Source organism: Mesorhizobium sp. Arg314, assembly GCF_053714275.1.
In genome coordinates this window covers 152,871-177,265 of the sequence record NZ_JBSKBP010000008.1, presented here as the reverse complement: position 1 = coordinate 177,265, position 24,395 = coordinate 152,871, and the positions used below count along the sequence as shown (strand labels likewise).

At 62.5% G+C, this 24,395-nt stretch carries 24 protein-coding genes and 1 tRNA gene; 15 read left to right on the top strand and 10 right to left on the bottom strand.

All coding sequences use genetic code 11. The annotated features are described in order from the left end of the window. Nucleotides 1-57: 57 nt before the first annotated feature. Nucleotides 58-450: a hypothetical protein gene (locus ACWGS9_RS11355; RefSeq protein ID WP_454505326.1), complete on the bottom strand. Its 393-nt coding sequence runs from the start codon at nt 448-450 to the stop codon at nt 58-60. 341 nt (nt 451-791) lie between these two features. Next, a complete protein-coding gene (locus ACWGS9_RS11350; protein WP_454505325.1) occupies nt 792-1,913 on the bottom strand; it encodes an NAD(P)/FAD-dependent oxidoreductase in 1,122 nt (373 codons plus the stop codon). Nucleotides 1,914-2,110: 197 nt separating this feature from the next. On the opposite strand from ACWGS9_RS11350, the gene ACWGS9_RS11345 reads away from it, so the two are divergent. The 3 genes from ACWGS9_RS11345 (at nt 2,111) to ACWGS9_RS11335 (ending at nt 4,721) form a co-directional block, all read left to right on the top strand. Continuing rightward, complete coding sequence (locus tag ACWGS9_RS11345; RefSeq protein ID WP_454505394.1) at nt 2,111-3,487, top strand: aspartate aminotransferase family protein; 1,377 nt, start codon at nt 2,111-2,113, stop codon at nt 3,485-3,487. A 617-nt stretch (nt 3,488-4,104) separates the two neighbouring features. Then, nucleotides 4,105-4,389, top strand: a complete 285-nt coding sequence (locus ACWGS9_RS11340; protein ID WP_454505324.1) for a type II toxin-antitoxin system RelE/ParE family toxin — start codon at nt 4,105-4,107, stop codon at nt 4,387-4,389. 17 nt (nt 4,390-4,406) lie between these two features. Then, complete coding sequence (locus tag ACWGS9_RS11335) at nt 4,407-4,721, top strand: HigA family addiction module antitoxin (RefSeq protein WP_454505323.1); 315 nt, start codon at nt 4,407-4,409, stop codon at nt 4,719-4,721. 619 nt (nt 4,722-5,340) lie between these two features. Here the strand turns inward: ACWGS9_RS11335 and ACWGS9_RS11330 are convergent. The 4 genes from ACWGS9_RS11330 to ACWGS9_RS11315 all read right to left on the bottom strand — a co-directional run bounded on the left by ACWGS9_RS11330 (nt 5,341) and on the right by ACWGS9_RS11315 (nt 8,614). Continuing rightward, nucleotides 5,341-5,943, bottom strand: a complete 603-nt coding sequence (locus tag ACWGS9_RS11330; protein ID WP_454505322.1) for a TetR/AcrR family transcriptional regulator — start codon at nt 5,941-5,943, stop codon at nt 5,341-5,343. 57 nt (nt 5,944-6,000) lie between these two features. Beyond that, nucleotides 6,001-7,173, bottom strand: a complete 1,173-nt coding sequence (locus ACWGS9_RS11325; RefSeq protein ID WP_454505321.1) for an alpha/beta hydrolase — start codon at nt 7,171-7,173, stop codon at nt 6,001-6,003. A gap of 71 nt (nt 7,174-7,244) precedes the next feature. Then, nucleotides 7,245-7,934: a hypothetical protein gene (locus ACWGS9_RS11320; protein WP_454505320.1), complete on the bottom strand. Its 690-nt coding sequence runs from the start codon at nt 7,932-7,934 to the stop codon at nt 7,245-7,247. A 2-nt stretch (nt 7,935-7,936) separates the two neighbouring features. Then, the gene (locus tag ACWGS9_RS11315) at nt 7,937-8,614 is read right to left on the bottom strand and encodes a TetR family transcriptional regulator (protein ID WP_454505319.1); all 678 of its coding nucleotides are present in this window, start codon (nt 8,612-8,614) and stop codon (nt 7,937-7,939) included. 142 nt (nt 8,615-8,756) lie between these two features. Here ACWGS9_RS11315 and ACWGS9_RS11310 point away from each other — a divergent pair, with 142 nt between their 5' ends. Next, nucleotides 8,757-9,830 (top strand): efflux RND transporter periplasmic adaptor subunit, encoded by a 1,074-nt coding sequence (locus tag ACWGS9_RS11310; RefSeq protein ID WP_454505318.1) that lies wholly within the window; start codon nt 8,757-8,759, stop codon nt 9,828-9,830. After that, on the top strand, nt 9,827-12,919 hold the full coding sequence (locus tag ACWGS9_RS11305) for an efflux RND transporter permease subunit (protein WP_454505317.1): 3,093 nt from the start codon (nt 9,827-9,829) through the stop codon (nt 12,917-12,919). The genes ACWGS9_RS11310 and ACWGS9_RS11305 overlap by 4 nt, the downstream gene beginning before the upstream one ends. A 525-nt stretch (nt 12,920-13,444) precedes the next feature. Here ACWGS9_RS11305 and ACWGS9_RS11300 read toward each other — a convergent pair. After that, the gene (locus tag ACWGS9_RS11300) at nt 13,445-13,606 is read right to left on the bottom strand and encodes a hypothetical protein (protein WP_454505316.1); all 162 of its coding nucleotides are present in this window, start codon (nt 13,604-13,606) and stop codon (nt 13,445-13,447) included. Between the two features lie 150 nt (nt 13,607-13,756). Then, nucleotides 13,757-13,846: transfer RNA gene (locus ACWGS9_RS11295), tRNA-Ser, on the bottom strand. Nucleotides 13,847-14,309: 463 nt separating this feature from the next. Between ACWGS9_RS11295 and ACWGS9_RS11290 the strand changes: the two genes are divergently transcribed. From ACWGS9_RS11290 to ACWGS9_RS11275, 4 genes are all read left to right on the top strand, one after another. Next, entirely contained in the window at nt 14,310-15,011 is a 702-nt protein-coding gene (locus ACWGS9_RS11290; protein WP_454505315.1) for a hypothetical protein, read from the top strand. Nucleotides 15,012-15,095: 84 nt separating this feature from the next. After that, nucleotides 15,096-15,422 (top strand): hypothetical protein, encoded by a 327-nt coding sequence (locus tag ACWGS9_RS11285; protein ID WP_454505314.1) that lies wholly within the window; start codon nt 15,096-15,098, stop codon nt 15,420-15,422. Nucleotides 15,423-15,625: 203 nt separating this feature from the next. Beyond that, a complete protein-coding gene (locus ACWGS9_RS11280) occupies nt 15,626-16,615 on the top strand; it encodes a BMP family lipoprotein (RefSeq protein WP_454505313.1) in 990 nt (329 codons plus the stop codon). A gap of 86 nt (nt 16,616-16,701) precedes the next feature. Beyond that, nucleotides 16,702-17,157, top strand: coding sequence for a GNAT family N-acetyltransferase (locus ACWGS9_RS11275; RefSeq protein ID WP_454505312.1), 456 nt, complete (start codon nt 16,702-16,704; stop codon nt 17,155-17,157). Here the strand turns inward: ACWGS9_RS11275 and ACWGS9_RS11270 are convergent. After that, nucleotides 17,152-17,559 (bottom strand): hypothetical protein, encoded by a 408-nt coding sequence (locus ACWGS9_RS11270; protein WP_454505311.1) that lies wholly within the window; start codon nt 17,557-17,559, stop codon nt 17,152-17,154. The two genes, ACWGS9_RS11275 and ACWGS9_RS11270, sit on opposite strands and share 6 nt — an antisense overlap. 21 nt (nt 17,560-17,580) lie before the next feature. After that, entirely contained in the window at nt 17,581-17,790 is a 210-nt protein-coding gene (locus ACWGS9_RS11265; RefSeq protein ID WP_320214763.1) for a SlyX family protein, read from the bottom strand. A gap of 193 nt (nt 17,791-17,983) precedes the next feature. Here ACWGS9_RS11265 and ACWGS9_RS11260 point away from each other — a divergent pair, with 193 nt between their 5' ends. The 6 genes from ACWGS9_RS11260 (at nt 17,984) to deoA (ending at nt 24,280) form a co-directional block, all read left to right on the top strand. Next, the gene (locus tag ACWGS9_RS11260; protein ID WP_454505310.1) at nt 17,984-19,516 is read left to right on the top strand and encodes an ABC transporter ATP-binding protein; all 1,533 of its coding nucleotides are present in this window, start codon (nt 17,984-17,986) and stop codon (nt 19,514-19,516) included. Then, complete coding sequence (locus tag ACWGS9_RS11255) at nt 19,513-20,652, top strand: ABC transporter permease (RefSeq protein ID WP_454505309.1); 1,140 nt, start codon at nt 19,513-19,515, stop codon at nt 20,650-20,652. The genes ACWGS9_RS11260 and ACWGS9_RS11255 overlap by 4 nt, the downstream gene beginning before the upstream one ends. Nucleotide 20,653: 1 nt before the next feature. Then, nucleotides 20,654-21,625, top strand: coding sequence for an ABC transporter permease (locus tag ACWGS9_RS11250; RefSeq protein WP_454505308.1), 972 nt, complete (start codon nt 20,654-20,656; stop codon nt 21,623-21,625). Between the two features lie 61 nt (nt 21,626-21,686). Continuing rightward, nucleotides 21,687-22,079 carry a cytidine deaminase gene (gene cdd, locus ACWGS9_RS11245; protein WP_320214832.1) on the top strand — a complete coding sequence of 131 codons (393 nt, stop codon included), beginning with the start codon at nt 21,687-21,689 and terminating at the stop codon, nt 22,077-22,079. 81 nt (nt 22,080-22,160) lie between these two features. Continuing rightward, nucleotides 22,161-22,964 (top strand): purine-nucleoside phosphorylase, encoded by an 804-nt coding sequence (locus tag ACWGS9_RS11240; protein ID WP_320309622.1) that lies wholly within the window; start codon nt 22,161-22,163, stop codon nt 22,962-22,964. Further along, a complete protein-coding gene (deoA, locus tag ACWGS9_RS11235; protein WP_454505307.1) occupies nt 22,964-24,280 on the top strand; it encodes a thymidine phosphorylase in 1,317 nt (438 codons plus the stop codon). The genes ACWGS9_RS11240 and deoA overlap by 1 nt, the downstream gene beginning before the upstream one ends. Nucleotides 24,281-24,395: the final 115 nt, after the last annotated feature.

The following is a 24,395-nucleotide window of genomic DNA, read 5'->3' as shown; positions in this document are numbered from 1 at the left end:
CCGGCGTCGCTCTTGTGGAGATCGCCATAACCCGAACCGCAGGTCGCGCGCGGCCGGTCATGCGGTCATCTGGATGATCAACGTCAGTGTGCCGTCACCGTCGATGTTGGCGGCAACGACCTGTGTCGAGTTGAGGCCGTTGGCGCGCAGGACCGACGTTGCCTCGGGTGAGGCATCGACCGAGCTCTGCAGCTTGGCCAGCTCCTTGGCAGTCGTCCTGGTGACTATGGCTTCGGCCTGCGCCTTCACCTCCGAAGGCAGGTCCTCGATCGCCACCACGACAATGTTGGTGACGCTCTGGTCGGCATTATCCTGACCGGGTTGGGCCTGATCGGGGGCGGGCTCCTGGGCCGGCGGCGGGGCCTGTGGCTGGGGATCGGCGAGTTGAGCCGAAGCCGGCTGCGCCAGTGCCATTGCCGACAGCGTCAGGACCATGGTCAAGGTGCGCATCGTCTTTCCTTTCCATCTGGAAATCTGACGACACAACCCTCCGGACCGGACGATGGTTCCCGGATAGTCGTCGATGCGGCAACTCAAGAGGCGCGTATTGTCCGGAAGGTGACGGAATAGCGGTGTCGTTCGACCGGCGGGATGCTGTGTTCCCACTCGTTTCGTGCTGGGCCGGCCATGAGATAAACGGACCTGGGCTCGACGTCGATCGTTTCGCGATCCCACGCCGCGCCGTTCTTGCGGCGCAGCGTGGCCAATCCCCGGTACGGCGAAACCTCGTGCTGCGCGAAGGATTAGGGGTTGGAAAGCAGGTTCGAAGCTTGCCTGCCTCTGGCTGTCGGTCAACGCGTCGCCGGCGTGAGGATGCGTGCCACTTGATCGGCAATCGCCAGGCTGGAGGTCAGGCCGGGACTTTCGATGCCGAACAGGTTGACCAGGCCGTCGATGCCGTGCGTCGCGGCATCCTGGATGACGAAATCGCTGTTGGCGTCGCCCGGGCCGGAGAGTTTCGGCCGGATGCCGCTATAGGCCGCCTGCAGGCTGCCGTCGGCCAGATCGGGCCAGTATTTGCGGATCGCGGCATAGAAGCGCTCGCCGCGCGCCGGATCGACGCGATAGTCGAGAGTGTCCGTCCACTCGACGTCCGGTCCGAAACGGGCGGTGCCGGCAAGGTCGAGGGTAAGATGGACGCCGAGCCCGCCGGGCTCGGGCACGGGATAGACAAGATGTGAAAAGGGCGCGCGCCCGGCAACCGAGAAATAATTGCCCTTGGCGTAGCGAAGCGTCGGCAGGAACTGCCGGCCAAACCCTTCGAGCGAGCCTGCCAAGGCGATAGCGCCGAGGCCGGCCGCGTTGATGAGGCGCGATGCGGCAATCTCGAACTGCTCGCCGCTCGCCGTGTCCATGGTCCGCAGCACGATCCTGCCCGCCTCGACACGGCCGGAGACGATGCGGGTGTTGAGCGAGAGCATCGCGCCGCTCTCCTCGGCATCGCCAAGCAGGGCAAGCATCAGCCCGTGGCTGTCGACAATGCCGGTCGAGGGCGAGAGCAGCGCCGCGGTGCAATGCAGCGCCGGTTCCAATCCTTGCGCCTCCATGGCGGAGAGGGATCGCAAGTCCCCGACACCGCAGGCCGCGGCGTTGGCGCGAATGGTGGCCAGCACCGGCTCCTGTGTCTCGTCGGTCGCGACGATCAGCTTGCCGCAGCGACGGTGGCGGATCGAACGGTCGGCGCAGTAGCGGTAGAGCATGTCGCGTCCCGCCACGCACAGACGGGCCTTCAGCGAGGCTTGCGGGTAATAGATGCCGGCGTGGATGACTTCGGAGTTGCGTGAACTCGTTTCGGTGCCGATGGCGTCCGCGGCCTCGAGGATCAGGGTATCGAGGCCCTGCGCGGCCAATCTGCTCGCAATGGCCAGACCAGCCACGCCAGCGCCCGCGATGATGCAATCGACTTGTTCCATGCTCTGATCCTGCTGCACCATCGTTGCCGCGACAGGTCGAGGCTTGTTGGCGCTATCGATCTCGACATCACGGCCCTTGCGATCAGCCTGCGCGATGAGGCATCAACCGCCACAATGCAAGGCGGAACTTTCGGATTTCTCAACGAGGAAGCCCCGTCCTATTTCCGCTTTGGACGCCTGCAACTGGAGCCACCATGATGGACGTCAGACCGAATTCGCCCGAAGCCCGCGATATCCGCTACCACCTGCATGCCTATACGAACGCCCGCAAGCATCAGGAAACCGGTCCGCTGGTCATCGAAAAGGGCGACGGCATCTATGTCGAGGACATCGCCGGCAACCGCTATATCGAGGCGATGGCGGGCTTGTGGAGCGTTGCCGTGGGCTTCTCGGAAAAGCGGCTGGTCGAAGCGGCGACAAGGCAGATGTCGAAGCTGCCCTTCTATCACGACTTCGGCTCGAAGGCGCATTCACCGCTGATCGACCTGGCCGAGAAGCTGGTGCAGATGGCGCCGGTGCCGATGAGCAAGGCCTATTTCACCAATTCCGGCTCCGAGGCCAGCGATACCGCGATCAAGATGATCTGGTATCGCTCGAACGCGCTCGGCCAGCCGGCGCGCAAGAAGATCATCAGCCGCAAGCGCGGCTATCATGGCGTCACCATCGCTTCGGCGAGCCTGACCGGCCTGCCCAACAACCATCTTTCCTTCGACCTGCCGATCGCCAACATCCTGCACACGTCGACGCCGCATCACTGGCGCGACGCTGAGCCCGGCGAGAGCGAGGAACAATTCTCCGCGCGGCTCGCCGACGATCTGGAAAAGCTGATCCTTGCCGAAGGGCCTGAAACGATCGCCGCCTTTATCGGCGAGCCGATCATGGGCGCCGGCGGTGTCGTCGTTCCGCCCGCCGGCTATTGGGAAAAGATCCAGGCGGTGCTGTCGAAATACGGCATCCTGCTTGTGGCCGACGAGGTCATCTGCGGCTTCGGCCGGACCGGTGAGATGTTCGGCTCGCAGACCTTCGGCATGAAGCCCGACATCATGGTGCTGTCGAAGCAGATCTCCTCCTCCTACCTGCCGATCTCGGCGCTGCTGATCAACGATCATGTGTTCGAGCCGATCGCCGACGAGAGCGACCGCATCGGCACTTTCGGCCACGGCTTCACGGGCGGCGGTCATCCGGTCGCCGCGGCCGTCGCGCTTGAGAACATCAAGCTGATCGAGGAGCGTGACCTTGTCGGCAATGCAAGCAAGGTCGGTGCGCATCTGCAGGCAAGGCTGCGCAAGCTCGCCTCGCATCCGCTGGTGGGTGAAGTGCGCGGTGTCGGTCTCATCGCGGCAGTCGAGCTTGTGGCAGACAAGGCAAGCAAGGCGCCTTGGGGCAAGCCAGCGGCGCTCGGCGCACTGGTCAACGGCTTCCTGCAACAGAACGGCGTCATCTCGCGCAACATGGGCGACGCGATTGCCTTCTGCCCGCCGCTGATCATCACCGAGGCGCAGATCGACGCGCTGGTCGATGCGTTCGAACGCTCGCTCGACGCGGCTCTGCCGCAGGTCCATCCGCAGGGCTGACAGCTTCGTCAGGCGTTCAGCGCCTGGTGGGCGGCAGCTGGCCTATCTCTCGCCCAGAAAGTGAATTAAAAGAAGCTAGCGATGCTTTGAGATTAAGATGGCAAGGCACTGAAAAAGCGTCAGGTCAATCATCAATTACAGCGCTTGTTTGACTGGCGGACCACGAACGATGAAGACGGGCAATTCGTCTACGCCATAGCCCTCTCGTGAGCCTCGAATGTCTCGATAATCAAATCTCGTATCTGCATGGCAGGCGGGTTTCGGACGGTATCAAAACGCCAACTCACACCAAACGCATAGCGTGGGAATGGCAGTGGGCAGGGCGACGCTGCAAATATTCCAAGGTCGCAGAGCGCGTGTGCCGCATGGCTTGGAATCGTCGCGACGCTATCGGTACCGCGCAACAGGAAGGACAGAGCCGAAAAATGTGTTGTCGCAGTTCGAACCTTACGCCGTAGGCCATGTTCGAATCTGAGAGACGACGTGCGCCCGTGGCACCTATGCGATTGGTTATAGCGTGGTCACTCTGCGTCATGGGGTCGTTCTTGCGGATAGGCCTGCCGGCGCGGTGACTGACGCTTGACGTACAACGTCAATTTTTCTAGGATTGACGATGCATGATCCTGAGCTATCGAGACAAAATGACGGAGCAGTTTGCGAAGGGGGAGTTCGTCAAAGCTTTTCAGGGTTTTGAAGATCAGGCCGCCCGGCGGCTGTCGATCCTGAACGCGGCGCTCTCGCTCGATACGCTTCGCGCCCTGCCGGGAAACCGGCTGGAAATGCTCAAGGGGGATCGTGCCGGACAATACTCCATTCGCATCAACCAGCAATGGCGCATCTGTTTCGAATGGCCGGACGGTCAGATTGGGCCGGGCAATGTTGAAATCTTGGACTATCACTGAGGAAAGGAGGTCAGGCCATGTTCATGAGAGCCGTTCACCCCGGCGAAGTCCTGAAGGAAGAATTGAACGCGTTGGGCGTCACGCCGACCGAGTTCGCGCGGCAGATCGATGTGCCGCCGAACCGGGTCAGCCAGATCATCGCCGGCAAGCGTGCCGTGACCGGCGACACTGCCTTGCGCTTCGGGCACTGGTTCGGCACCGAGCCGCAGTTCTGGCTCAACCTGCAAAGCGCTCATGAAATCCGCATCGCCGAGGAAAAAGCGGGGTGGGAGATCGCGCGGTTGCCGATACGGGCCGGCGCGCGCCGCCCGGACGCGCCAAATATGGCATAGAGCGTGCCAAGCCCCTGCGGCAATCGGCGGTGCTAGGTAGCAATTTTCGCAGAACATCGCGCCGCGGCGTGCAATCGTCGGCAAATGGCGGAGAGAGCGGGATTCGATTTTGTCGCTATAGCATTGAAAACTTTAATCTTTTCGTGACGTGTGTTACGCAGTTTGTTACGCGGCCGCGACAACGATCCATGATCGGTAGAAGTAAATGCTACAGGGGCGGGCCTCTCAATCCGATCAACCTCGCCTGGACAGGCAGCGCCTTGGTCCCAAGCCTATGCAGGTTTTTGCGGGCCGCCATTGGCCGGTATCCAGCTGCTCGCGCGTGAGGAATGGCAGCTTTGCGCGCATATCTGCCGTTGAGATCAGCTTCGTATCCTCCAATAGCAGACTGAGCTTCCGCATCCTTGTTATCTGTTGCGACAGCTAGTTTGCTGAGTGGTCGTCCCATTGCTCGCAACTGCTCCGCCCGAATTTACACCGTTCCTGGACGCGGATTAACGCCACTTAACCGCAAGCACGACCTAACTGTTGGAACTCGGAACTCCAGCAAGGCAGAGGTCAGTGTATTGCATGTGCTGCCCGTGGGCCTATTTCGCATGATCGACAGGCGCCTACGCAGTCACCGCAACGCATCAATCGCGAAGGAAACGAGTTCCTGAGCTGAAATCTCGCAATGGTTCGGAGGCGTTGCACTGACAAGTCTGGGGTCCCACAAGACGACGAGCGAGGCGCATAAGCAGGAGGCGGCAGCGCGCGGATCTGTCCGTTGGAACTCCTTTGCGCCAACGCCGGCGCGAATAAGCTCTCCCACGAGGCCCTGAAGCCGATTTCGATATTGTCTGTACGACGGCCAGTTGCTGCTCGCGGTGAGGGCAATCAGACCGTACATTTGCGGTTCGCTCTGCTGGGCCTTCAGCAGCAAGCGATGGTGGCCAAGCATTGTTTCTTTCAGTTGCTCTGTTGCGCGCGTCAAGTGGCCTGCACTGGATGGCTCGAAGCAGAGGTCACTTTCATAGAAATCCGCTGCGATGGCGTCCCATATCTCCGCCTTCGAGGGGAATGTTCGATACAGCGTTGCGGGAGATTTTCCAAGCAGTCGAGCGATGTCGGCGACTGTCGTTTTCGACGGCCCATACCGGCGACACGCCGCCGTGCCGGCTCGAATGATCGGCAATCTTTCATCGGCTAAAGGATCATTCCTCGCAATGCTGAAAAGGGCCATCGTTCACTCTCAACGGTATGCTCGGATCACTAATTCGCATGCAGCCACGCTCGACATTCAGTAGGAAATCTGCCCGTCCACTATCTGGCCCCCTTTTGAGGAAAGCTCCCGTTTCAAAATCTCGCGAGCCTTGGGGCTGATGACCGCGGCTGGGGCAGCAATGGCCACCCGCGCTGCCGAACCGGCAAAATTGGCGGTCGCCACCCCGATCTTATCCGCATAAGTCGCCTCTTCTCCGGCCAGGCTTTGTCCTGCCAGCCGTTGTCCAAGAAGGCGCACAATGCCGGGGGTATCGGCAAACGCGCTGTGGCCGAGTGGATCGCGGGGTGTGACGTCGCTGGTGTCGATAACCGAAACGCCAAGCTCTTCGAGCACGGAAGCGTATGGCCTCAGATCGGTTCCACCGACGCGTCGAACTCCTCCCGAAAGCAGCCGGGAGACCTGCAGGGCCTTGTCGTTGGTCGACGTGAAGATCGTGAAATGCGGTCGGGTCGCGCCCATCTCGATGAACTGACGGCGAAACACGTCGATGTCGATATCCGGCGACGCGAAAACCACGTTCCTAACTTTCGTCGGGATGGTCTGATCGCGCATGGCGATATCGCGCAGCGCCTCGGCCGTCAGCCATGCGCCCATTGAGTGAGCCAGGATCGTCACGTCGGCGACGTCGGGGCTTCTTGTGGCCTGGAGGATCAGGTCTTCCAAGGCGCGCCGTGAGTAGTTGGTGCTTTCCTTGTCATAGAGATAGTCGAATGGATCCCCGCGCGACGGCCATGTGAAGAGAATCGGCGCTGCATCGGTTCCGGTATCGTGAACGATCTGGGCGAAGCGGAAGACGGCCTCGGCGTATGTGTTGTTGAAGCCATGCACGAAGATAAGCACCTTCCGCTTGCCGTTGCGATTCTTGCGAACCCACTCGAGAACTGCGCGTTGCGAAGCGATTTTGTCGACACTGAGTACCGCAAACTCCTTTTCGGGGTCGGCTTTCACGAGCAGAGGCCACTGGATCTCTCCGACCGTGCGGTTCCGGTCGGGAGGAATGGAGACGACTATCCTGTTGAGCGAGATCGCCGCTCCGCGATCGCCACTATAGAGCTGGCCGCGATCGTCCGATGGCTTGCGCGTCGTCGCGACCAGCATGTCGACGTGGGCAGCATCACTGGCGGCAAAGGGGAGAGGTTGAAAGACGTTTTCGGGTCGAGTGGCGCAGCCGATCAGCAGGCTCAGCATCGCGGGAACAAGCAGGCCTCGCCACCAACGCACACGAAACCTCAGCCCCGGCCAGGCGTGACGTTTTCTTCTCATCGGACGACGGCCAGACTGCGCAGAAACTGATCGGCTGCGAGGACGATGAAAGCGACCACGGTCATCATCAGCGCGCGCCGGAAGCGCGTCTGCTTGATGATCCTGACTCGAGACACCTTGAGCAGTTCGGCGGCAAGAACCGAGGTCCAATCGGAGGTTAGCGCCTCGCGGACGAAATCCCCGAGATTGGCGAATGTGCTGGGGTCGACATAATAAACGCGCTGCTCGGAGCCACAGAACTTCTTCGCGACAAGATGCTTTTCCGCGCGGGCCCGGCTCGGGTGAATCACCTGCCCGAACTGCAGAATCGGCATGATGAGAACGCCCCAGACGCCTGCGAAGAACAGTGGCCCGAGAGGCGCGTGCGTCGGCAGGAGATCGCCGAAATGGAGCACCAGATTTAGCGCCAGGATGTAGCCCACGCCGACGATTTGCGCCTTTGTGTCATAGGCGCGTACCGTCGTCTGCGCTTCCTGCAGAGCAGCGAGCAGCATCTTGTCGGTGTAGTCGCGGGTGTTGCCTCGTCCGGGCATCGTGGAATCCGTTTGAAGAATCAGCTGCTCAACCAGCCGTGGCTGACGACTATCGACGGGGCCGTCAGAGGCCCACTCGCCATCATGTGCTCGGCGGCGGGTACGTACCGCTTTCGCACATTTGACCTCGCGAATGCTGACCGCATCTGTCATTGTTATACTCCGAGGAACAACGCAAGCCGCGCCTGATCGGCCGCTGGTTGCGCTTTTGGCGTGCTGATTGCCTCAAGAAACCCGGCCACCATTGGCATGGTGCTTGCTGTGAGCTCGAACTGTGCGGGAGCGCGGAGCCAATCGAGAACCGAGCCATTGACCAAAAGCAGGAGCGCGCGCGCGGCCAATTCTGGTGAGAAGGTAGGCGCGAGCCGGCCGCGGGTTGCGGCGAGTGCTATCACGGACTCGAACAATTTCTGCAGCGCCAAGTCCGCTTCCCGCTGACGCGTAACCACCGGCAGCATGTCCTCGGAATATTCGCAACGCAGCCAGAGTATTGAAAGGATGCGGGAACGTTCCGGATGGGTTTCGAATGCCTGCAGCCCCTCCCGGATTGCGTCGGCCAGCTCGCGCAATGGATCAAGATCAGGCTGACCGGCGAGGCGAGCCGTAAGCCGGTCGCCAAACTCCTCGTTCGGCATGTTGGCTCGCCGCTCCAGCGCAGCGAATATCTCCTGCTTGTCGCGGAAATGCCAGTAGACGGCCCCGCGCGTTACGCCTGCGGCACTTGCGATCTGTTCCAGGGTAGCACGGGTCACGCCGCGCTCGAGGAAGACGTCGATGGCCGCAGCCAAGACGGCCTCGCGTGTCTGTTCGGCCTCGGCCTTGGTGCGTCTCATGTGAATCCTTCCTCTGCGTCAATTTTTACATACATCCACGACTTTCCCTATTTACATACATGCAAGAATGTATATAAGCAAGCCGGAAATTGTCGGGGCCAGCGACGAATTTCATCGGACTGGCCACAACAGAGGGTCTGTCATGAAGTCCGCATCCACGATTGCCTGCTTGGGATTAGCCGTCTTTGCGTGCGTTGGTGCGTCCGCGCCGCCGCCACCACCGGAGGCCCGCCCTGTGCGGACCGTGGTCGCCTCGGCCAGCACGGAAGGGGAGCCCGTGTCGCTCACGGGCCACGTCCGCGCACGCACCGAGGAGAACCTTGCTTTCCGCATCGACGGCCGGATGATTGGCCGCAAGGCCAGTGTGGGGCAGGTGGTCCAGCCGGGCGACGTTGTCGCCGAAATCGATCCGCAGCCCCAGCAGGATGGGCTGCATGCCGCACAGGCGCAGAACGAAGCAGCGCAAGCGGCCCTCCACGAAGCCGCCAACACCCTGGAGCGTCAAAGGACACTGCTCGGGCAGGGCTGGACCACCCGGGCCCAGTTCGATGCCGCCGAGAGGGCATATCTTAACGCGAAAGCCCAGGTGGATTCTACGGCGGCCGTATTGCACACGGCCCAGGACCAGTTCGGCTACACCAAACTGGTCGCCGACTCGTCCGGCGCCGTGATCGCCACCGGTGCGGAGGCCGGGGAGGTTGTCAGGGCAGGTCAGACGATTGTCACGGTCGCGCACGGTGACGGTGCCGACGCGGTATTCGACGTGCCCGCGAGCCTCATGCGCCAGGTCGCCCCGGACGCGTCGATCGACATCGCGCTGACCGATGATCCATCGGTGCGCGCCGTTGGCCAGGTCCGGGAGGTGGCGCCACAGGCCGATCCCGTCACCCGCAGCTATCGGGTTAAAGTTGGGCTCAGCGCCTGGCCGAAGGCGATGCGCCTTGGGGCAACGGTGACCGGTCAGACGCATATGCAGGTAGCGAGCGGCATAGAGCTGCCAGCAACCGCCCTGACGACGGCAGGGGACCGGCCGGCGGTCTGGATCGTCGACGGCAAAACGCAGCAAGTCTCGCTTCGCACCGTCGACCTGCTTCGACAGGATTCTTCCCGCATCGTGATATCGCGGGGGGTCGAGAGCGGCGAAATCGTGGTGACCGCCGGCGTGCATGCGCTGCGGCCCGGCCAGAACGTCCGGCTGCTGGGAGGTTCCCAATGAGCCGCTTTAATCTCTCCGCTTGGGCGCTCGCGCATCGCTCGGTCGTCTACTATCTGATGCTCGCTGTCCTGGTCCTTGGCATTGGGGCCTACCTGCAACTGGGGCGCAACGAGGATCCCACTTTCACCATCAAGACCATGGTGGTGCAGGCGAGATGGCCTGGCGCCACGCTCGACGACACCCTGCACCAGGTAACCGAGCGCCTGGAGCGCAAACTTCAGGAAACACCTTATCTCGACTACCTGAAGAGCTACACCAAGGCCGGCGAGTCCACCGTCTTCGTGTACCTCAAGGGATCGACGGCACCGAAGACGGTGGCGGATACCTGGTATCAGGTGCGCAAGAAAATCGAAGACATCAAGCTGACCTTGCCGCAGGGCGTGATCGGCCCGGTAGCCGATGATGAGTTCGGCGACACCTACGGCATCATCTATGGTTTTACCGCCGACGGGTACACCAACCGCGAGCTACGAGATTACGTGGAAAGCGTCCGTTCTCGGCTCTTGCAGGTGCCCGACGTCGCCAAGGTGAATTTGATCGGCGCGCAGCCTGAGCGCATCTACATCGAGTTCTCGCCTCAAAAGCTCGCGGGCTACGGCCTTACCGCGGAAGCTCTGACAACAGCGCTGCAGGCCCAAAACGTCGTGGTTCCCTCGGGTGAGATCGTCACCGATCAGGAAGGCATCAAATTGCAGGTAAGCGGCGCGCTGAAATCCGAGAAGGATATCCTCGCCGTCAACTTCGCCGTGGGCGATCGCATCATTCGCCTTGCCGACATCGCTCAAGTGCGCCGCGAGGATGCCAACCCGCCAGATCCGATCTTTCGCATCAACGGCAAGCCTGGCCTGGGCCTCGGGATCTCTATGCGCGACGGCGGCGATGTGCTGGCGCTCGGTCGCAACGTCGAAGAAACGATAAAGGAACTTAGGAAGGACCTGCCGGTCGGCATCGAGCCCACAATGATCGCGAACCAGCCAGAGACAGTCAGTCATGCAATCGGCGACTTCATGGAAGCGCTGTGGGAAGCGATCGCCATCGTCCTCGTCGTGAGCATTTTGAGCCTCGGCTTCCGCGCAGGCTCTGTTGTCGCGATCTCGATTCCGCTGGTCCTTGCGATCGTATTCGCGGCAATGCTGGCCTTGGGCATCGACCTTCAGCGTATCTCGCTTGGCGCCCTTATCATCGCTCTCGGCCTGTTGGTCGACGATGCCATGATCACCATCGAGACCATGGTGAGCCGTCTCGAACGTGGCGACGACAAGCCGACCGCGGCCGTCTTCGCCTACGCTTCGACTGCCATGCCGCGGCTTGCCGGGACGCTCGTCACCGTCGCTGGCTTTGTGCCAGTTGGTTTTGCGCGCAGCGACGCGGGCGAATACACTTTCTCGCTCTTCGCCGTGGTGGCGCTGTCTCTAATCGCTTCCTGGGTGGTGTCGGGCCTCTTTGCCCCTGTCGTGGGCGTCGCGCTCCTGGGAAAGCCAAAGCATTCGCATAGTGAAATGCTGAGCGCGCCGATGCGCTTGTTCAAGCGTGCTCTGCTGGCTGCAATGCGCGCCAAATGGATCACCATCCTTGTGACCGCGGGTCTCTTCGCTGCAGCCCTGGCCGGAGCCAATCTCATCCCGCAGCAGTTCTTTCCGTCCTCCGATCGGCCTGAGTTATTGGTGGATCTGAAGCTGCAAGACAACGCCTCGATTCTTGCGACAAACGAGGTCGTGCAACAGTTCGATGAGATCGTGGCCGCCGATCCTGACGTCGAGCATTTCTCGACCTATGTCGGTCAGGGCGCCATTCGCTTCTATTTGCCGCTCGACGTAGCCCTACCGAATCCGTTCTTCGCGCAGTCAGTCATTGTCACCAAAGGACTTAAGGAACGTGAGCAGGTTCGCGCGCGTCTCGAGAAGGCTTTGGCGACGCGGTTCCCGCAGGTCGTCGCGCGTGTCAATCCGCTGGAACTCGGTCCCCCTGTCGGCTGGCCGGTGAAATACCGAGTGGACGGACCAGACCCGTCCCAAGTTCGCTCCATTGCTCTGCAGGTTGCCGATGCCCTGGGCAAGACGGCGGGCCTCCGCAACGTCAACTTCGACTGGGTCGAGCCATCACGGGTTATGCGTGTCCGCGTCGACCAGGACCAGGCGAGACAGCTGGGCCTTAGCTCCGCCGTGGTGGCGACCGCGCTCAATGCCATTGTCTCCGGCACGACGATGACGCAGGTTCGCGACGATATTTACCTGGTCGACGTGGTCGCGCGCGCCGAGCAGACGGAGCGGACCTCTCTTGAATCGCTTCGCTCATTGCAGATCCCGCTCCCGGGCGGGCGGGTGGTTCCCCTAAGGCAGATCGCAACCTTTGACTATTCCCAGGAATACCCAATCGTCTGGCGGCGCGATCGTGTTCCAACCCTGACCGTGCAGGCCGATGTGGTGCCTGGTGTGCTGCCGGCAACGGCCGTCAAGGCCTTTGAGCCTCAACTCGGCAAACTCGTGGCGGCGCTTCCGAGCGGCTATCACATCTCGACTGGCGGCTCGGTGGAGGAGAGTGGCAAAGCCCAAGCTTCGGTTATGGCGGTGCTGCCGGCGATGGGTCTGCTTGTGCTGACGATCCTGATGTTCCAGCTACAGAGCTTCCAGCGCATGTTCCTGGTCTTGAGTGTTGCTCCGCTCGGCATCATCGGCGTGGTGGCGGCCCTGCTGCTTGCACAAGCTCCGCTCGGCTTCGTCGCGATCCTGGGTGTGCTGGCGCTGACCGGCATGATCGCGCGCAATTCGGTCATCCTGATCGATCAGATCGAGACTGAAAGGAGGACCGGCGCCGATCCGTGGGACGCCGTCGTCACAGCCGCGCTGCACCGGACACGTCCGATCTTGCTCACGGCGGCCGCCGCGACACTCGGCATGGTGCCGATCGCGCCGACTGTCTTCTGGGGGCCAATGGCCTTCGCCATCATCGGCGGCCTCGCCGTCGCGACGGTTCTTACCCTGATCTTCCTGCCGGCTCTCTATGTCGCGTGGTTCCGGATCAGTGAACCGCATCAGGCTGAATCCTGCGCGGAGCCCGCTGAGACAGGAATTCTTGCGTTGCAAGCGTGATCGACAGGCGGGCCACGGATCGGCCGTGGCTCGCCTAACGGGGTTTCAGGAGTAGCTTGCCCGGAGCTACAGACCGAACGCCATATATGGCAGCCCAGGCCGCTCCAGTGAATCCGCGGGACGTTCGGTTCTGCGACCAAAAGCGCCCGGCTGGTCCATCCGGCTGAACAATGAGGTTCTACATGATATGCATAGCATGCAGCCGCCTATTTAATAGTCGCCCGGTGCGGTACTACTTCTGCTCGCCGATGTGCTGGGAAGACGCCAAGGCAAACACCCCTTGGAGGATCCTCGCACAGGGTTGGCACCCGTCCTGGCCCCCTGCAAAGCTCACCACTACCGCCCACTTTCCTAAGCCATTCGAGTCGCGCCAGCAGAGGAGCACTCTACGCGACATGAGTGCCCCTCGCACGCCGGATGGACCTTCGGCAGAATCCCGTTGGGGGAATTCTCGGGAGAGCAAGGAGCCACGGGTCAGTCCTCGGGTGAAATGGTCGTTAGCACGCATTCGAGGGCTTGCCGACGTCAACCGATGATTTCCGCCTCTTGATCGATAGCGCTTTGTTGTTGGCCTCGAGCCCGCCGTATCATCTTCTCTCGATCGCCCGCTTCGGCGATCGCGGTCGCGATGAAGATCGGGTTTTCAACCAAATAACCCGAAAGCAGGCAGTCCGTTTGCGGCCCCAAACAGGACGCTGACCTCCTCGATGTTGAGCGACGCCATGGCGGACTATGCGGATTCTGACCGTTTGTTACACAGACTAACGATGCGTCGACCTTGAAGCGCCTCTATGAGTTACCTAACTATCTGAAATAATTTACTTATTATCAAAAATCTGGCGGAGAGAGCGGGATTCGAACCCGCGTTACGGTTTCCCGTAAACACACTTTCCAGGCGTGCGCCTTCAACCACTCGGCCACCTCTCCGTCCTTAGCATCTCGCGCGGCCGGTTTCGCCGCGCGGGTTGGGGAGATGCTCCCATGGGAAGTCCTCAACGGACTAACTGGTGTGCCTTCAACCGGCGGGCAACCCTTCCCTGCACCGCTAGCCGTCTAGGCAAACAGTCGCGGGGGCTCATCTAGTCGATCCGAAAGCGAATGCCAAGCCATAATGGCATTGCGGCGGCTTTTGCCGTGGATGGCGCAAAGGCGGGGCACGGGAGGGGCCGATGCGTTCGAATGATGTGCACAGGCCGGACGCCTCCGGCCGGCGATGCTTGACTTCGGCTCCGCCCGGCTGTCGACTGCCGCGAATCTTTGTTTTCATGCAATCCCGGTTGGAACGGTTGCGAGCTTTCCCTGGAATTGACGGTTCAGTTTTTGCAATTCCTGACGGAAAGCCCGTTGCGCGCTTTCCTGGAATAGCTTGGGCAAGGGGCATCGTCCTGGCATGGCGTCGATCGACCAGCAACCCGCGGGGCGGCCGGATAGCGGGCTTTCCTTCATCCCGGTGGGGTGGCTCGTCATCGTCATGGGCCTGTCGGCATACGGCCTGATCTCGAACTGGCGGCTGATCGGCGACTTCAGCCTGCCGGATAACGTCTTCTTCCTGATCTATGGCGGCCTTACCGGCGGCGTCATCACCATTCTGTGGGGGCTGTACCTGCTTGGTCTTGCCTTCAACCGGTCCGCCCGTTTCCCGCGCCATTACACGATCTGGCAAATCGCCATCATCATCTGGCTCCTCGTGCGCCAGGCCTATGTGTTGCTCATGTCCGACTTCGTCTTTTCGGCCGAGGCGCTGGGTTTCACCATCGCCGAGATCGCCATCGGCCTGCTCTGTATCTATCTCCTGCGCCGCGGCGCCGGCGCCGAGACGGTTTACGCCAACCCGGAGACCGAACGGCCGCCGGTCTTCGTCTCGATCCTTGCCGCGCTGCTCGGCATCATCCTTGGCGGCGCGATCGGCGCCTGCGCCGGATTCTTCGCCGGCTCGCTGATCGCGGACCTGACCCATATGAGCTGCTTCGAGGGCGCCTGCGGATTTTTCGCGGCTTTCGTCGGCCTGGGAGGCCTGATCGTCGGCGCGATCGCCGGCGGCATTTTCGCCATCTGGCGGGTCAACCGGCGCAGACCTGCGCGGACCCGTTAATTTCATCGGTCGCGATTGCGCGGGAACTATGCACACTCTATGTCGATTGCGGGGTAGACGGGAGCGTTCCCGGGGAGAGCGTGGATGTTGCGTTTCATCTTTCGGCTGGCAGCCATGGTTGCGCTGTCGATTTCCGTCATCATGGCGGTGACCGACACGACACGCTCGGTCGCCGCCTCGTCGCTGGTGATGACGCCGCTCAACGCAAGCTGGCTGGCGGTCTCGCCGGATACCCGCGCAGCCTTCGAGACCTTCGTGCGCGCCAAGGCAAGCCCTCTGGTCTGGGACGGCGCCGTCGCCTTGGTGCTTGCGCAACCCGGTTTTGCCGTGTTCGCGGTGCTTGCCTTCCTGCTCTACGCCGTCGGCTACCGGCGCAAGCGCCGCGGCGCGAAATTCGCTCCAAGTCCCTGAAGCAGTCGAGCACAGATGGGCCGGACTGCCGGTACCCGCTTTTTCCAACAGGTCAAAATTCCACGTGAATTTTGTTTCGCGCCGTGCCAGATTGACCGCGAGCGGGAGGGGCAAACACTTCCTGCCTGGCGTCGCAAGCCGGCCGGAGAACCGGGCAGGCAGGCGGCGCAAAACGGAAAAATAACCTACAGGGTGTGGATCACATGAAACGTATCGTTCTCGGCCTTCTGGCCGCAACCGCAATGGTTCTTCCGGCTTTCGCCGCGGATGTGCAACCGGCCATCCTTTATGATCTGGGCGGCAAGTTCGACAAATCCTTCAACGAGGCTGCCTATCACGGCGCCGAGAAATTCAAGACCGAAACCGGCGTGGGTTACGTCGAATTCGAAGTCTCCAACGCCTCGCAGCGCGAACAGGCGCTGCGCCGCTTCGCCGAGGACGGCCGCAATCCGATCGTCATGGCGGGCTTTGCCTGGGAGGATGCGCTGAAGAAGGTCGCGGCCGAGTATACCGACCTCAACTTCGCCATCATCGACGATGCCGTCGACCTGCCCAATGTCCGCTCGCTGGTATTCAAAGAGAACGAAGGCTCGTACCTCGTCGGCATCATGGCGGCGATGGCCTCGAAATCGAAGAAGGTGAGCTTCGTTGGCGGCATGGACATCCCGCTGATCCGCAAGTTCGAGTGCGGCTATGTCGGCGGCGCCAAGTCGGCAGGTGCCACCAACGTCATCCAGAACATGACCGGTGACACGCCGGCCGCCTGGAACGACCCAGCCAAGGGCGGCGAGATCGCCAAGACGCAGATCGACCAGGGCTCCGACGTGGTCTACGCGGCCGCCGGCGGCACCGGCGTCGGCGTGCTGCAGGCTGCCGCGGATGCCGGCAAGCTCGGCATCGGCGTCGATTCCAACCAGAATGGCCTGCAGCCCGGCAAGGTGCTGACCTCGATGATGAAACGCGTCGACGTGGCCGTCTACAACGCCTTCATGGACGGCAAGAATGGCACCTTCAAGGGCGGCGTCCAGAATCTGGGCCTCAAGGAAGGCGGCGTCGACTACGCCATGGACGACAACAACAAGGCGTTGGTGACCGACGACATGAAAGCGGCCGTCGAAAAGGCCAAGGCCGACATCATCTCCGGCAAGGTCCAGGTGCACGACTACACCACCGACAATGCCTGCCCCTATTGATCGGGCTTGCCCCTATTGATCGGCAGCTGAAGCAAGGTTTGAACCGCCGGGCCAACGCCCGGCGGTTTTGTTTTGGAGTTGGGATCATGCCGCCGATAGTCGAAGCCATGGCCGAAGGCGACATCGAGGTGATCGCGCGGCTTCGCCTAGAGGCTTTCTTCGAAGGCACCGGCCGGACACTCGACGAAGACGTGGCCGGGCTGCGCGAACTGGTAGCCGGCGATGGATTTGAGGCAGCCTTCGTCGCCCGCGGCCGTGGCCAGCCGATCGGGAGCTGCCTTCTCGTCCGCAAAGAAATCAGTTCGCCGCACAGTCTGACGCCATGGCTGGCCGGGCTGATCGTCGAGGAGGCACATCGCGGCGGCGGTGTCGGCACGGCGCTGGTCAGAGCCGCCGAAGCCCATGCCGCCACGGCTGGTGTCGGCACACTCTACCTCTACACATGGCAAGCGCGCGGGTTCTACGAAGCGCTTGGCTGGTCGGCAGTCGAGACTTTCGAGCAGGACGGCGGGCCGATGCTTCTGATGTCGCGTGACCTATAGCGTGCCGGCGATATAGCCGAGCGCAAACGCGGCCAGCAGGGCAAGCGCGATGGCGAAACCAAGCCTGCCGCCAAGCGAATGCAGGCCGACGCCATAGGGCTTGCGCTCGAGCCGGTGGATCATCAACGGCGGCGGTTCGGCCTCGGGGGCGGCAATGCCGGCAAGGCGCGTCTGCATCTGCGGTAATTCGGCAAGGCGTTGCGTGACCAACCCCCAGCGATTGTCGTGTCCGTCGGGCGCCGCGGGATCAAGGGCGCGCAAGCGCTCGGCGAGCCGCAGCACCGTGTCGCGAAAGGCGGGATCGATCTCGAGGTCGCGCTCGGCGCGGGTGCGTTCCCTGTCGTTCATCAGGCCGAAGACATAATTGCCGGCCCTGGCGACACGGTCGCTTTCACTGGACATGGCTATCGTCTCCCATGCTCCTCACCAGTGCGGCGGCTTGGTCACCGGCACATCGGGGGCGGCCTGCTCCTCCAATTCCAGGAACCGGTCGGTGAGCGCTGCGAGCTTACGCTCCATGCGCTCGATCACCTTCCACTGCTCGGCGATCTGGCCGGACAGTTCCTCTATGGTCTTTTCCTGCTCGGCGGCGCGGATTTCCAGCGTCGTCAACCGGTCGGCGGGCGTATTCATCCGAGGGCTCGCTCCCAGTGCCATGATGCGAATTGCAGCATCGCCATATTAGCGAATGTGAAGCTCCCGGCCACGTTCGAAATTGACAAGCGTGCGGGGATTTGTCGAGAGTGAACGGCCGATTGGCATAAGCGGGGCATCATGCTAGGCATTTTGACCAAGCGATAAAAAAATAACAGTGGGAACAGGCTGCATGGCGCAAGCCGCAATCGAGCTCATAGGCATCAACAAGAGCTTTGGCGCCGTGCGCGCCAACCGTGACATCAACCTGGAAGTTGCCCGCGGCACCATCCATGGCATTGTCGGCGAGAACGGCGCCGGCAAGTCGACGCTGATGTCGATTCTCTACGGCTTCTACCAGGCCGACAGCGGCGAAATCCGCGTCGGCGGCAAGCCAGTGTCCATCCACACCTCCAACGATGCCATCGCGCTCGGGATCGGCATGGTGCACCAGCACTTCATGCTGGTCGACAATTTCACGGTGCTGGAGAACATCATCCTTGGCGCCGAAAGCGATGCGCTGCTGAAGAGCAGCATCGCCAAGGCGCGCTCGGAGCTCGACCGGCTGGAGCGCGAATACGGCCTCGAGGTCGAACCCGATGCCATCATCGAGGAACTGGCGGTCGGCCTGCAGCAGCGCGTCGAAATCCTCAAGGCGCTCTATCGCGGCGCCGAGATACTGATCCTCGACGAGCCGACGGGCGTGCTGACGCCGGCAGAGGCCGATCATCTCTTCCGCATCCTCAAGCAACTGAAGGACCAGGGAAAAACGATTGTCCTGATCACGCACAAGCTGCGCGAGATCATGGCCATCACCGATACGGTTTCGGTGATGCGCCAAGGCACGATGGTGGCCACCAGGGTGACAAAGGAAACCACGGTCGGCGAGTTGGCCGAACTGATGGTCGGCCGGCGAGTGCTTCTGCGGGTCGAGAAGGGCGAGTCGGAAGCCGGCGCGATAAAACTCTCGGTCAAGAACCTGACGGTCAAGGATTCCCGCGGCGTCACCATGGTCGACAATGTCTCCTTCGACGTGCGCAGCGGGGAGATCGTCGGTATCGCCGGCGTTGCCGGTAATGGCCAGTCCGAGCTGCTGGAGGCGATCTCCGGCATCAGGCATGCGGTTTCCGGCGAGGTGATGCTCGAAGGCAAGCCGGTCGATCTCACCGGCAAGGCCGATCCCGGCGAATTGCGCGACCGCGGGCTTGCCCATGTGCCCGAGGATCGCCACCATGTCGGGCTGGTGCTCGCCTTCGAGGAGAACGAGAATTCGATCCTCGGCTATCACGACGACGAGCGTTACCTGAAGGGGCCGTTCCTCAACGTCGACGCCATCATGGCCGACGCGAAGGACAAGATCGCGAAATACGACATCCGCCCCGGCAATCCGCGCCTCAAGACCGCCAATTTCTCCGGCGGCAACCAGCAGAAGATCGTGCTGGCGCGGGAAATGGAACAAGACCCCGGCGTGCTGATCGTCGGCCAGCCGACGCGCGGCGTCGATGTCGGCGCCATCGAATTCATCCACAAGCGGCTGATCGCCATGCGCGACCAGGGCAAGGCCGTGCTGGTGGTATCGGTCGAGCTCGACGAGATCCGCTCGCTGTCCGACCGCATCCTGGTGATGTTTGCCGGCCGTATCGTCGGCGAGCGCGGTCCGGACGCGACCGAAGGCGAGCTCGGCCTCTTGATGGCCGGCGTCGAGCACCAGGAGGCCGCGCAATGAGCACGCCCTATGCCAAGCTGCCGGCCTGGGCCGACTATGGATTGATCCCGCTGATCAACCTGTCGGTTGCCTTCATCGTCGCCGGCTTCGTCGTCATGCTGGTCGGGGAAAACCCGTTCCGCGCCGCCGTCATCCTGGTCGAAGGCGCCTTCGGCAAGGGCACGGGCATCGCCTTCACCCTGTTCTATGCCACGACCTTCATCTTCACCGGGCTGTCGGTGGCGGTGGCGGCGCATTGCAGCCTGTTCAACATCGGCACCGAGGGCCAGGCCTATATAGGCGGCCTCGGCATCGCGCTCGTTTGCCTGAGCTTCGACAGCGTGCTGCCCTGGTGGGTGATCTTTCCAATCGCGATCGTCGCCGCGGCGGCGTTCGGCGCGCTTTGGGGCCTGATCCCGGCCTATCTGCAGGCCAAACGCGGCTCCCACATCGTCATCACCACCATCATGTTCAACTTCATCGCCGCCTCGGTGATGGTCTATCTGCTGGTCGGTCCGCTGAAGCCGGCCGGGTCGCAGGCGCCGCAAACGCGCAATTTCCTCGCCGGCGCGGAACTGCCGAAGCTCAACTGGGTGATCGAATTGTTCGGCGCAAAGATCCGCTCGGCGCCGCTCAACATCTGCTTCCTGCTGGCGCTGGTCATGGCCTTCCTAGTCTGGCTTTTGATCTGGCGCACCAGACTTGGTTATGAAATGCGCACCTATGGCCACAGCCCGAAGGCGGCGCGTTACGCCGGCATTTCGGAGACCCGCATCATTATCACCGCGATGGTGATCTCAGGGGCATTGGCCGGCATGATGGCGCTCAACCCGGTGATGGGCGACCAGCACAATGTCGCGATCGATTTCGTTTCCGGCGCCGGCTATGTCGGCATCGCGGTCGCGCTGATGGGCAGGCTGCATCCGATCGGCATCGTGCTGGCGGCGATCCTGTTCGGCATGCTCTACCAGGGCGGCGCCGAACTTGCCTTCGAGATGCCGGCAATCAGCCGCGACATGATCGTCATCATCCAAGGCCTGGTCATTCTCTTCGCCGGCGCGCTGGAGCATATGTTCAGGCCATACATCCAGACGCTTTTCGCCTCTTTCAGCCCGAAGTCGGTCGGCATGCAGGCGGTCAAGGGGACGGGGGCCTGAGATGGACGTTTTCTACGCAATCATCCAGGTGCTGGATTCGACCATCCGCCTTTCGGTGCCGTTGCTGCTTGCCTGCCTGGCGGGCCTTTATTCGGAGCGGGCCGGCATCTTCGACATCGGGCTGGAGGGCAAGATGCTGGTCGGCGCCTTTGCCGGTGCTTCCGCGGCCGCCGTCTTCCATTCGGCGCTGATCGGCCTCGGCACGGCGATCCTGATCTCGGTCGCGTTCGCCCTGGTGCATGGCTTTGCCTCGATCACCCATCGCGGCAACCAGATCGTGTCCGGCGTGGCGATCAATTTCGTCGCCGCCGGATCGACCATCATCCTTGGCCAGGCCTGGTTCAGCCAAGGCGGGCGCACGCCGGCGCTGCAGCCTGGCGAGCGGTTCGAGGCGATCACTTGGCCCGGCGCCGACGCGATAAAAGATGTGCCGATTGTCGGCCCGATCTATGCCGAGCTGATTTCCGGCCACTCGATCCTGGTCTATTTCGCCTTCGCCATGGTGCCGTTCACCTGGTGGGTGCTGTTTCGCACCCGCTTCGGGCTCAGGATGCGCGCCGTCGGCGAAAATCCCGCCGCCGTCGACACCGCCGGCATCTCGGTCGCCTGGCTGCGCTATCGCGCGCTCATCTGCACCGGCATCCTCACCGGCGTTGCCGGCGCGTACCTCTCCATGGTGCAAAATGGCGGCTTCGTGAAGGACATGACCGCCGGCAAGGGCTATATCGCGCTGGCCGCGCTCATCTTCGCCAAATGGAAACCGGTCAACGCCATGTTCGCCTGCCTGCTGTTCGGCTTTCTCGATGCGGCGGCGATCCGCCTGCAGGGCTCGCCGCTGCCGGTCATCGGCAAGGTGCCGGTGCAATTCATGCAGGCGCTGCCCTATGTGCTGACCGTCATCCTGCTCGCGGGCTTCATCGGCAAGGCTGTTCCGCCGCGTGCCGGCGGCGTGCCTTACGTGAAGGAACGCTGAGGCGGGATTTTCGTCTAGCGGCGACCGGCATTTGAACAAGATCGTGGGAGAGAAGAACCGGATGTCGCATGATCTGTTCGAGGCGGCGAAGACGGCGATGGCCAAGGCCTATGCGCCCTATTCGAAGTTCCCGGTGGGTGCGGCGTTGCGCACCGAGGACGGGCGCGTCTTCACCGGCGCCAACATCGAGGTGGCGTCCTATCCCGAAGGCTGGTGCGCCGAGACGACGGCGCTCGGCCACTACATCATGGGCGGCGGCGGCAAGATCGTGGAGATCGCGGTGATTGCCGAACACATGGCCAAATGCTCGCCTTGCGGCGGCTGCCGGCAGCGGCTGGCGGAATTCTGCCGGCCGGATACAAAGCTCTATCTTTGCGACAACACCGGCGTGGCCGAAACCGTGACCATGGGCGACATGCTGCCTTACGGCTTCAGAGGCGACATCCTGAAATGAAGAGCGGGCTGAAATGAAGAGCGGGCTGAAATGAAGAGCGGGCTGAAATGAAGAGCGGGCTGAAATGAAGAGCGGGCTGAAATGAAGGAAGCGCTGGATCATCTGGTCGAGAAGCTGGACGGGCTGGCGCCGACCGCGGCCCTCGTGCTGGGTTCGGGCCTTGGCGGGCTGGTCGACCAGGTCAAGGATGCCAGGCGCATCTCCTATGCCGAGCTGCCCGGCTTTCCGCGAAGCGGCGTCAGTGGCCACGCCGGCGAGGTGGTTGCCGGACATTTTGCCGGCACGCCGGTGCTGATGCTGTCCGGCCGCGCGCATTATTACGAGCATGGCAATGCCGCTGCGATGCGTCCGGCGCTCGAGGTGCTTGCCGGCATCGGCATTTCGCACCTGATCCTCACCAATGCCGCCGGCTCGGTCGATCCGCAGATGGGACCGGGCTCGGTGATGCTGATCACCGACCACATCAATTTCTCCGGTTCCAACCCGCTGATCGGCGAGCCGAGCGACCGCCGCTTCGTCGGCCTCACCGAGGCATACGATGCCGGCTTGCGCGGCGCGATCGAGAAGGCGGCGAAAGCTACCGGCACGGCGTTGCATCAGGGCGTCTATATGTGGTTCTCCGGACCATGCTTCGAGACGCCGGCCGAGATACGCATGGCGCGCGTCATGGGAGCGACGGCGGTCGGCATGTCGACGGTACCGGAAGTCATCCTCGCGCGCTTCCTCGGGCTCAAGGTCGCCGCCTGCTCGGTTATCACCAACCTGGCGGCCGGCATGACCGGAGCGGAGCTCTCGCATCAGGAAACCAAGGACATGGCGCCGGTCGGCGGCGCGCGGCTGGCGACGGTCCTGCGGCGCGTCTTTCAGGACGGCTTACCCGACTGATGCTGCCGCAGGAGATCATCCGCCGTAAGCGCGACGGCCTCAGGCTCTCGACCGACGAGATCGCGGCTTTCGTCAAGGGGCTGACGGCGGGCGCCATCTCCGAGGGCCAGGTCGGCGCTTTCGCGATGGCCGTGTTCCTCAACGGCATGAGCCGCGAGGAAGCGGTGGCGCTGACGATCGCCATGCGCGATTCCGGCGATGTGCTCGACTGGTCAGACCTGCCGGGCCCGGTCACCGACAAGCATTCGACGGGTGGCGTCGGCGACAATGTCTCGCTGATGCTGGCGCCGATCGTCGCCGCCTGCGGCGCCTATGTGCCGATGATCTCGGGCCGCGGCCTCGGCCACACCGGCGGCACGCTGGACAAGATGGACGCCATTCCCGGCTACACCAGCCAACCGGACGTGGCGCTTTTCCGCAAGACAGTGCTCGAGACGGGCTGCGCCATCATCGGCCAGACCGCCGATCTGGCGCCCGCCGACCGCAGGCTCTACGCGATCCGCGACGTGACGGGGACGGTCGAATCGATACCGCTTATCACCGCCTCGATCCTGTCGAAGAAGCTTGCAGCGGGCTTGGGCTCGCTGGTGCTCGACGTCAAGGTCGGCAACGGCGCCTTCATGGAAAAGTCGCGCGACGCGGTCGGCCTGGCGAACAGCCTGGTCGAGGTCGCCAATGGCGCCGGCTTGAACGCGTCCGCGCTGGTGACCGGCATGAACGAGCCGCTGGCTTCGGCCGCCGGCAATGCGGTCGAGGTGAAGAATGCCGTCGATTTCCTCACCGGCCGCTATCGCGACCGTCGGCTTGAGGACGTGACGCTGGCGCTGGCCGCCGAGATGCTGCAGTCGGCGGGGATCGTCTCGTCCAACCAGGACGGTATCAGGCGCGCCACCGAAGCGCTTGCCGGCGGCCGGGCGGCGGCCGTCTTCGCGCGGATGGTGTCCGTGCTTGGCGGCCCTGGCGATTTCATCGAGAACCCGGAAAAGTATTTGCCGAAAGCGGCGGTCGAACTGGCCGTGACAGCGGAACAGGACGGGTTTGTGGCCGGCATTGCCACGCGCGATATAGGGCTTGCCGTCGTCAAGCTCGGTGGCGGGCGTTCCCATCCGGACGACAAAATCCATCATGCCGTCGGTTTGACCCGACTGTTGCCGGTCGGCGCCGAGGTGCGGACCGGCGAGGCATTGGCGCTGGTCCATGCCCGCACCGACGCGGAAGCCGAAGCGGCAGCGTTTGCCGCGCATGCCGCCTACACGATCGGCGCGTCGAAACCGCCCGCTGAGAAGACCGTGCTCAGGCGGATATTGCCGCGTTAGAGCAGTTCATCGTTTCGAGGAAACGGTGAACTGGTCTAACTTTTGCTTTTGACGCAATTCCGGACGGAAGGCTACGGCGAAGGCGCCGAGCCTAACCGCTGCACGCTTTTCCTGG

Excerpts from the sequence above, each read along its gene's own strand:
- ACWGS9_RS11355 (WP_454505326.1), bottom strand. The coding sequence starts at position 450 with ATGCGCACCTTGACCATGGTCCTGACGCTGTCGGCAATGGCACTGGCG.
- ACWGS9_RS11350 (WP_454505325.1), bottom strand. The coding sequence starts at position 1,913 with ATGGAACAAGTCGATTGCATCATCGCGGGCGCTGGCGTGGCTGGTCTG.
- ACWGS9_RS11345 (WP_454505394.1), top strand. The coding sequence starts at position 2,111 with ATGGACGTCAGACCGAATTCGCCCGAAGCCCGCGATATCCGCTACCAC.
- ACWGS9_RS11340 (WP_454505324.1), top strand. The coding sequence starts at position 4,105 with ATGATCCTGAGCTATCGAGACAAAATGACGGAGCAGTTTGCGAAGGGG.
- ACWGS9_RS11335 (WP_454505323.1), top strand. The coding sequence starts at position 4,407 with ATGTTCATGAGAGCCGTTCACCCCGGCGAAGTCCTGAAGGAAGAATTG.
- ACWGS9_RS11330 (WP_454505322.1), bottom strand. The coding sequence starts at position 5,943 with ATGGCCCTTTTCAGCATTGCGAGGAATGATCCTTTAGCCGATGAAAGA.
- ACWGS9_RS11325 (WP_454505321.1), bottom strand. The coding sequence starts at position 7,173 with ATGCTGAGCCTGCTGATCGGCTGCGCCACTCGACCCGAAAACGTCTTT.
- ACWGS9_RS11320 (WP_454505320.1), bottom strand. The coding sequence starts at position 7,934 with ATGACAGATGCGGTCAGCATTCGCGAGGTCAAATGTGCGAAAGCGGTA.
- ACWGS9_RS11315 (WP_454505319.1), bottom strand. The coding sequence starts at position 8,614 with ATGAGACGCACCAAGGCCGAGGCCGAACAGACACGCGAGGCCGTCTTG.
- ACWGS9_RS11310 (WP_454505318.1), top strand. The coding sequence starts at position 8,757 with ATGAAGTCCGCATCCACGATTGCCTGCTTGGGATTAGCCGTCTTTGCG.
- ACWGS9_RS11305 (WP_454505317.1), top strand. The coding sequence starts at position 9,827 with ATGAGCCGCTTTAATCTCTCCGCTTGGGCGCTCGCGCATCGCTCGGTC.
- ACWGS9_RS11290 (WP_454505315.1), top strand. The coding sequence starts at position 14,310 with ATGGCGTCGATCGACCAGCAACCCGCGGGGCGGCCGGATAGCGGGCTT.
- ACWGS9_RS11285 (WP_454505314.1), top strand. The coding sequence starts at position 15,096 with ATGTTGCGTTTCATCTTTCGGCTGGCAGCCATGGTTGCGCTGTCGATT.
- ACWGS9_RS11280 (WP_454505313.1), top strand. The coding sequence starts at position 15,626 with ATGAAACGTATCGTTCTCGGCCTTCTGGCCGCAACCGCAATGGTTCTT.
- ACWGS9_RS11275 (WP_454505312.1), top strand. The coding sequence starts at position 16,702 with ATGCCGCCGATAGTCGAAGCCATGGCCGAAGGCGACATCGAGGTGATC.
- ACWGS9_RS11270 (WP_454505311.1), bottom strand. The coding sequence starts at position 17,559 with ATGTCCAGTGAAAGCGACCGTGTCGCCAGGGCCGGCAATTATGTCTTC.
- ACWGS9_RS11265 (WP_320214763.1), bottom strand. The coding sequence starts at position 17,790 with ATGAATACGCCCGCCGACCGGTTGACGACGCTGGAAATCCGCGCCGCC.
- ACWGS9_RS11260 (WP_454505310.1), top strand. The coding sequence starts at position 17,984 with ATGGCGCAAGCCGCAATCGAGCTCATAGGCATCAACAAGAGCTTTGGC.
- ACWGS9_RS11255 (WP_454505309.1), top strand. The coding sequence starts at position 19,513 with ATGAGCACGCCCTATGCCAAGCTGCCGGCCTGGGCCGACTATGGATTG.
- ACWGS9_RS11250 (WP_454505308.1), top strand. The coding sequence starts at position 20,654 with ATGGACGTTTTCTACGCAATCATCCAGGTGCTGGATTCGACCATCCGC.
- cdd (WP_320214832.1), top strand. The coding sequence starts at position 21,687 with ATGTCGCATGATCTGTTCGAGGCGGCGAAGACGGCGATGGCCAAGGCC.
- ACWGS9_RS11240 (WP_320309622.1), top strand. The coding sequence starts at position 22,161 with ATGAAGGAAGCGCTGGATCATCTGGTCGAGAAGCTGGACGGGCTGGCG.
- deoA (WP_454505307.1), top strand. The coding sequence starts at position 22,964 with ATGCTGCCGCAGGAGATCATCCGCCGTAAGCGCGACGGCCTCAGGCTC.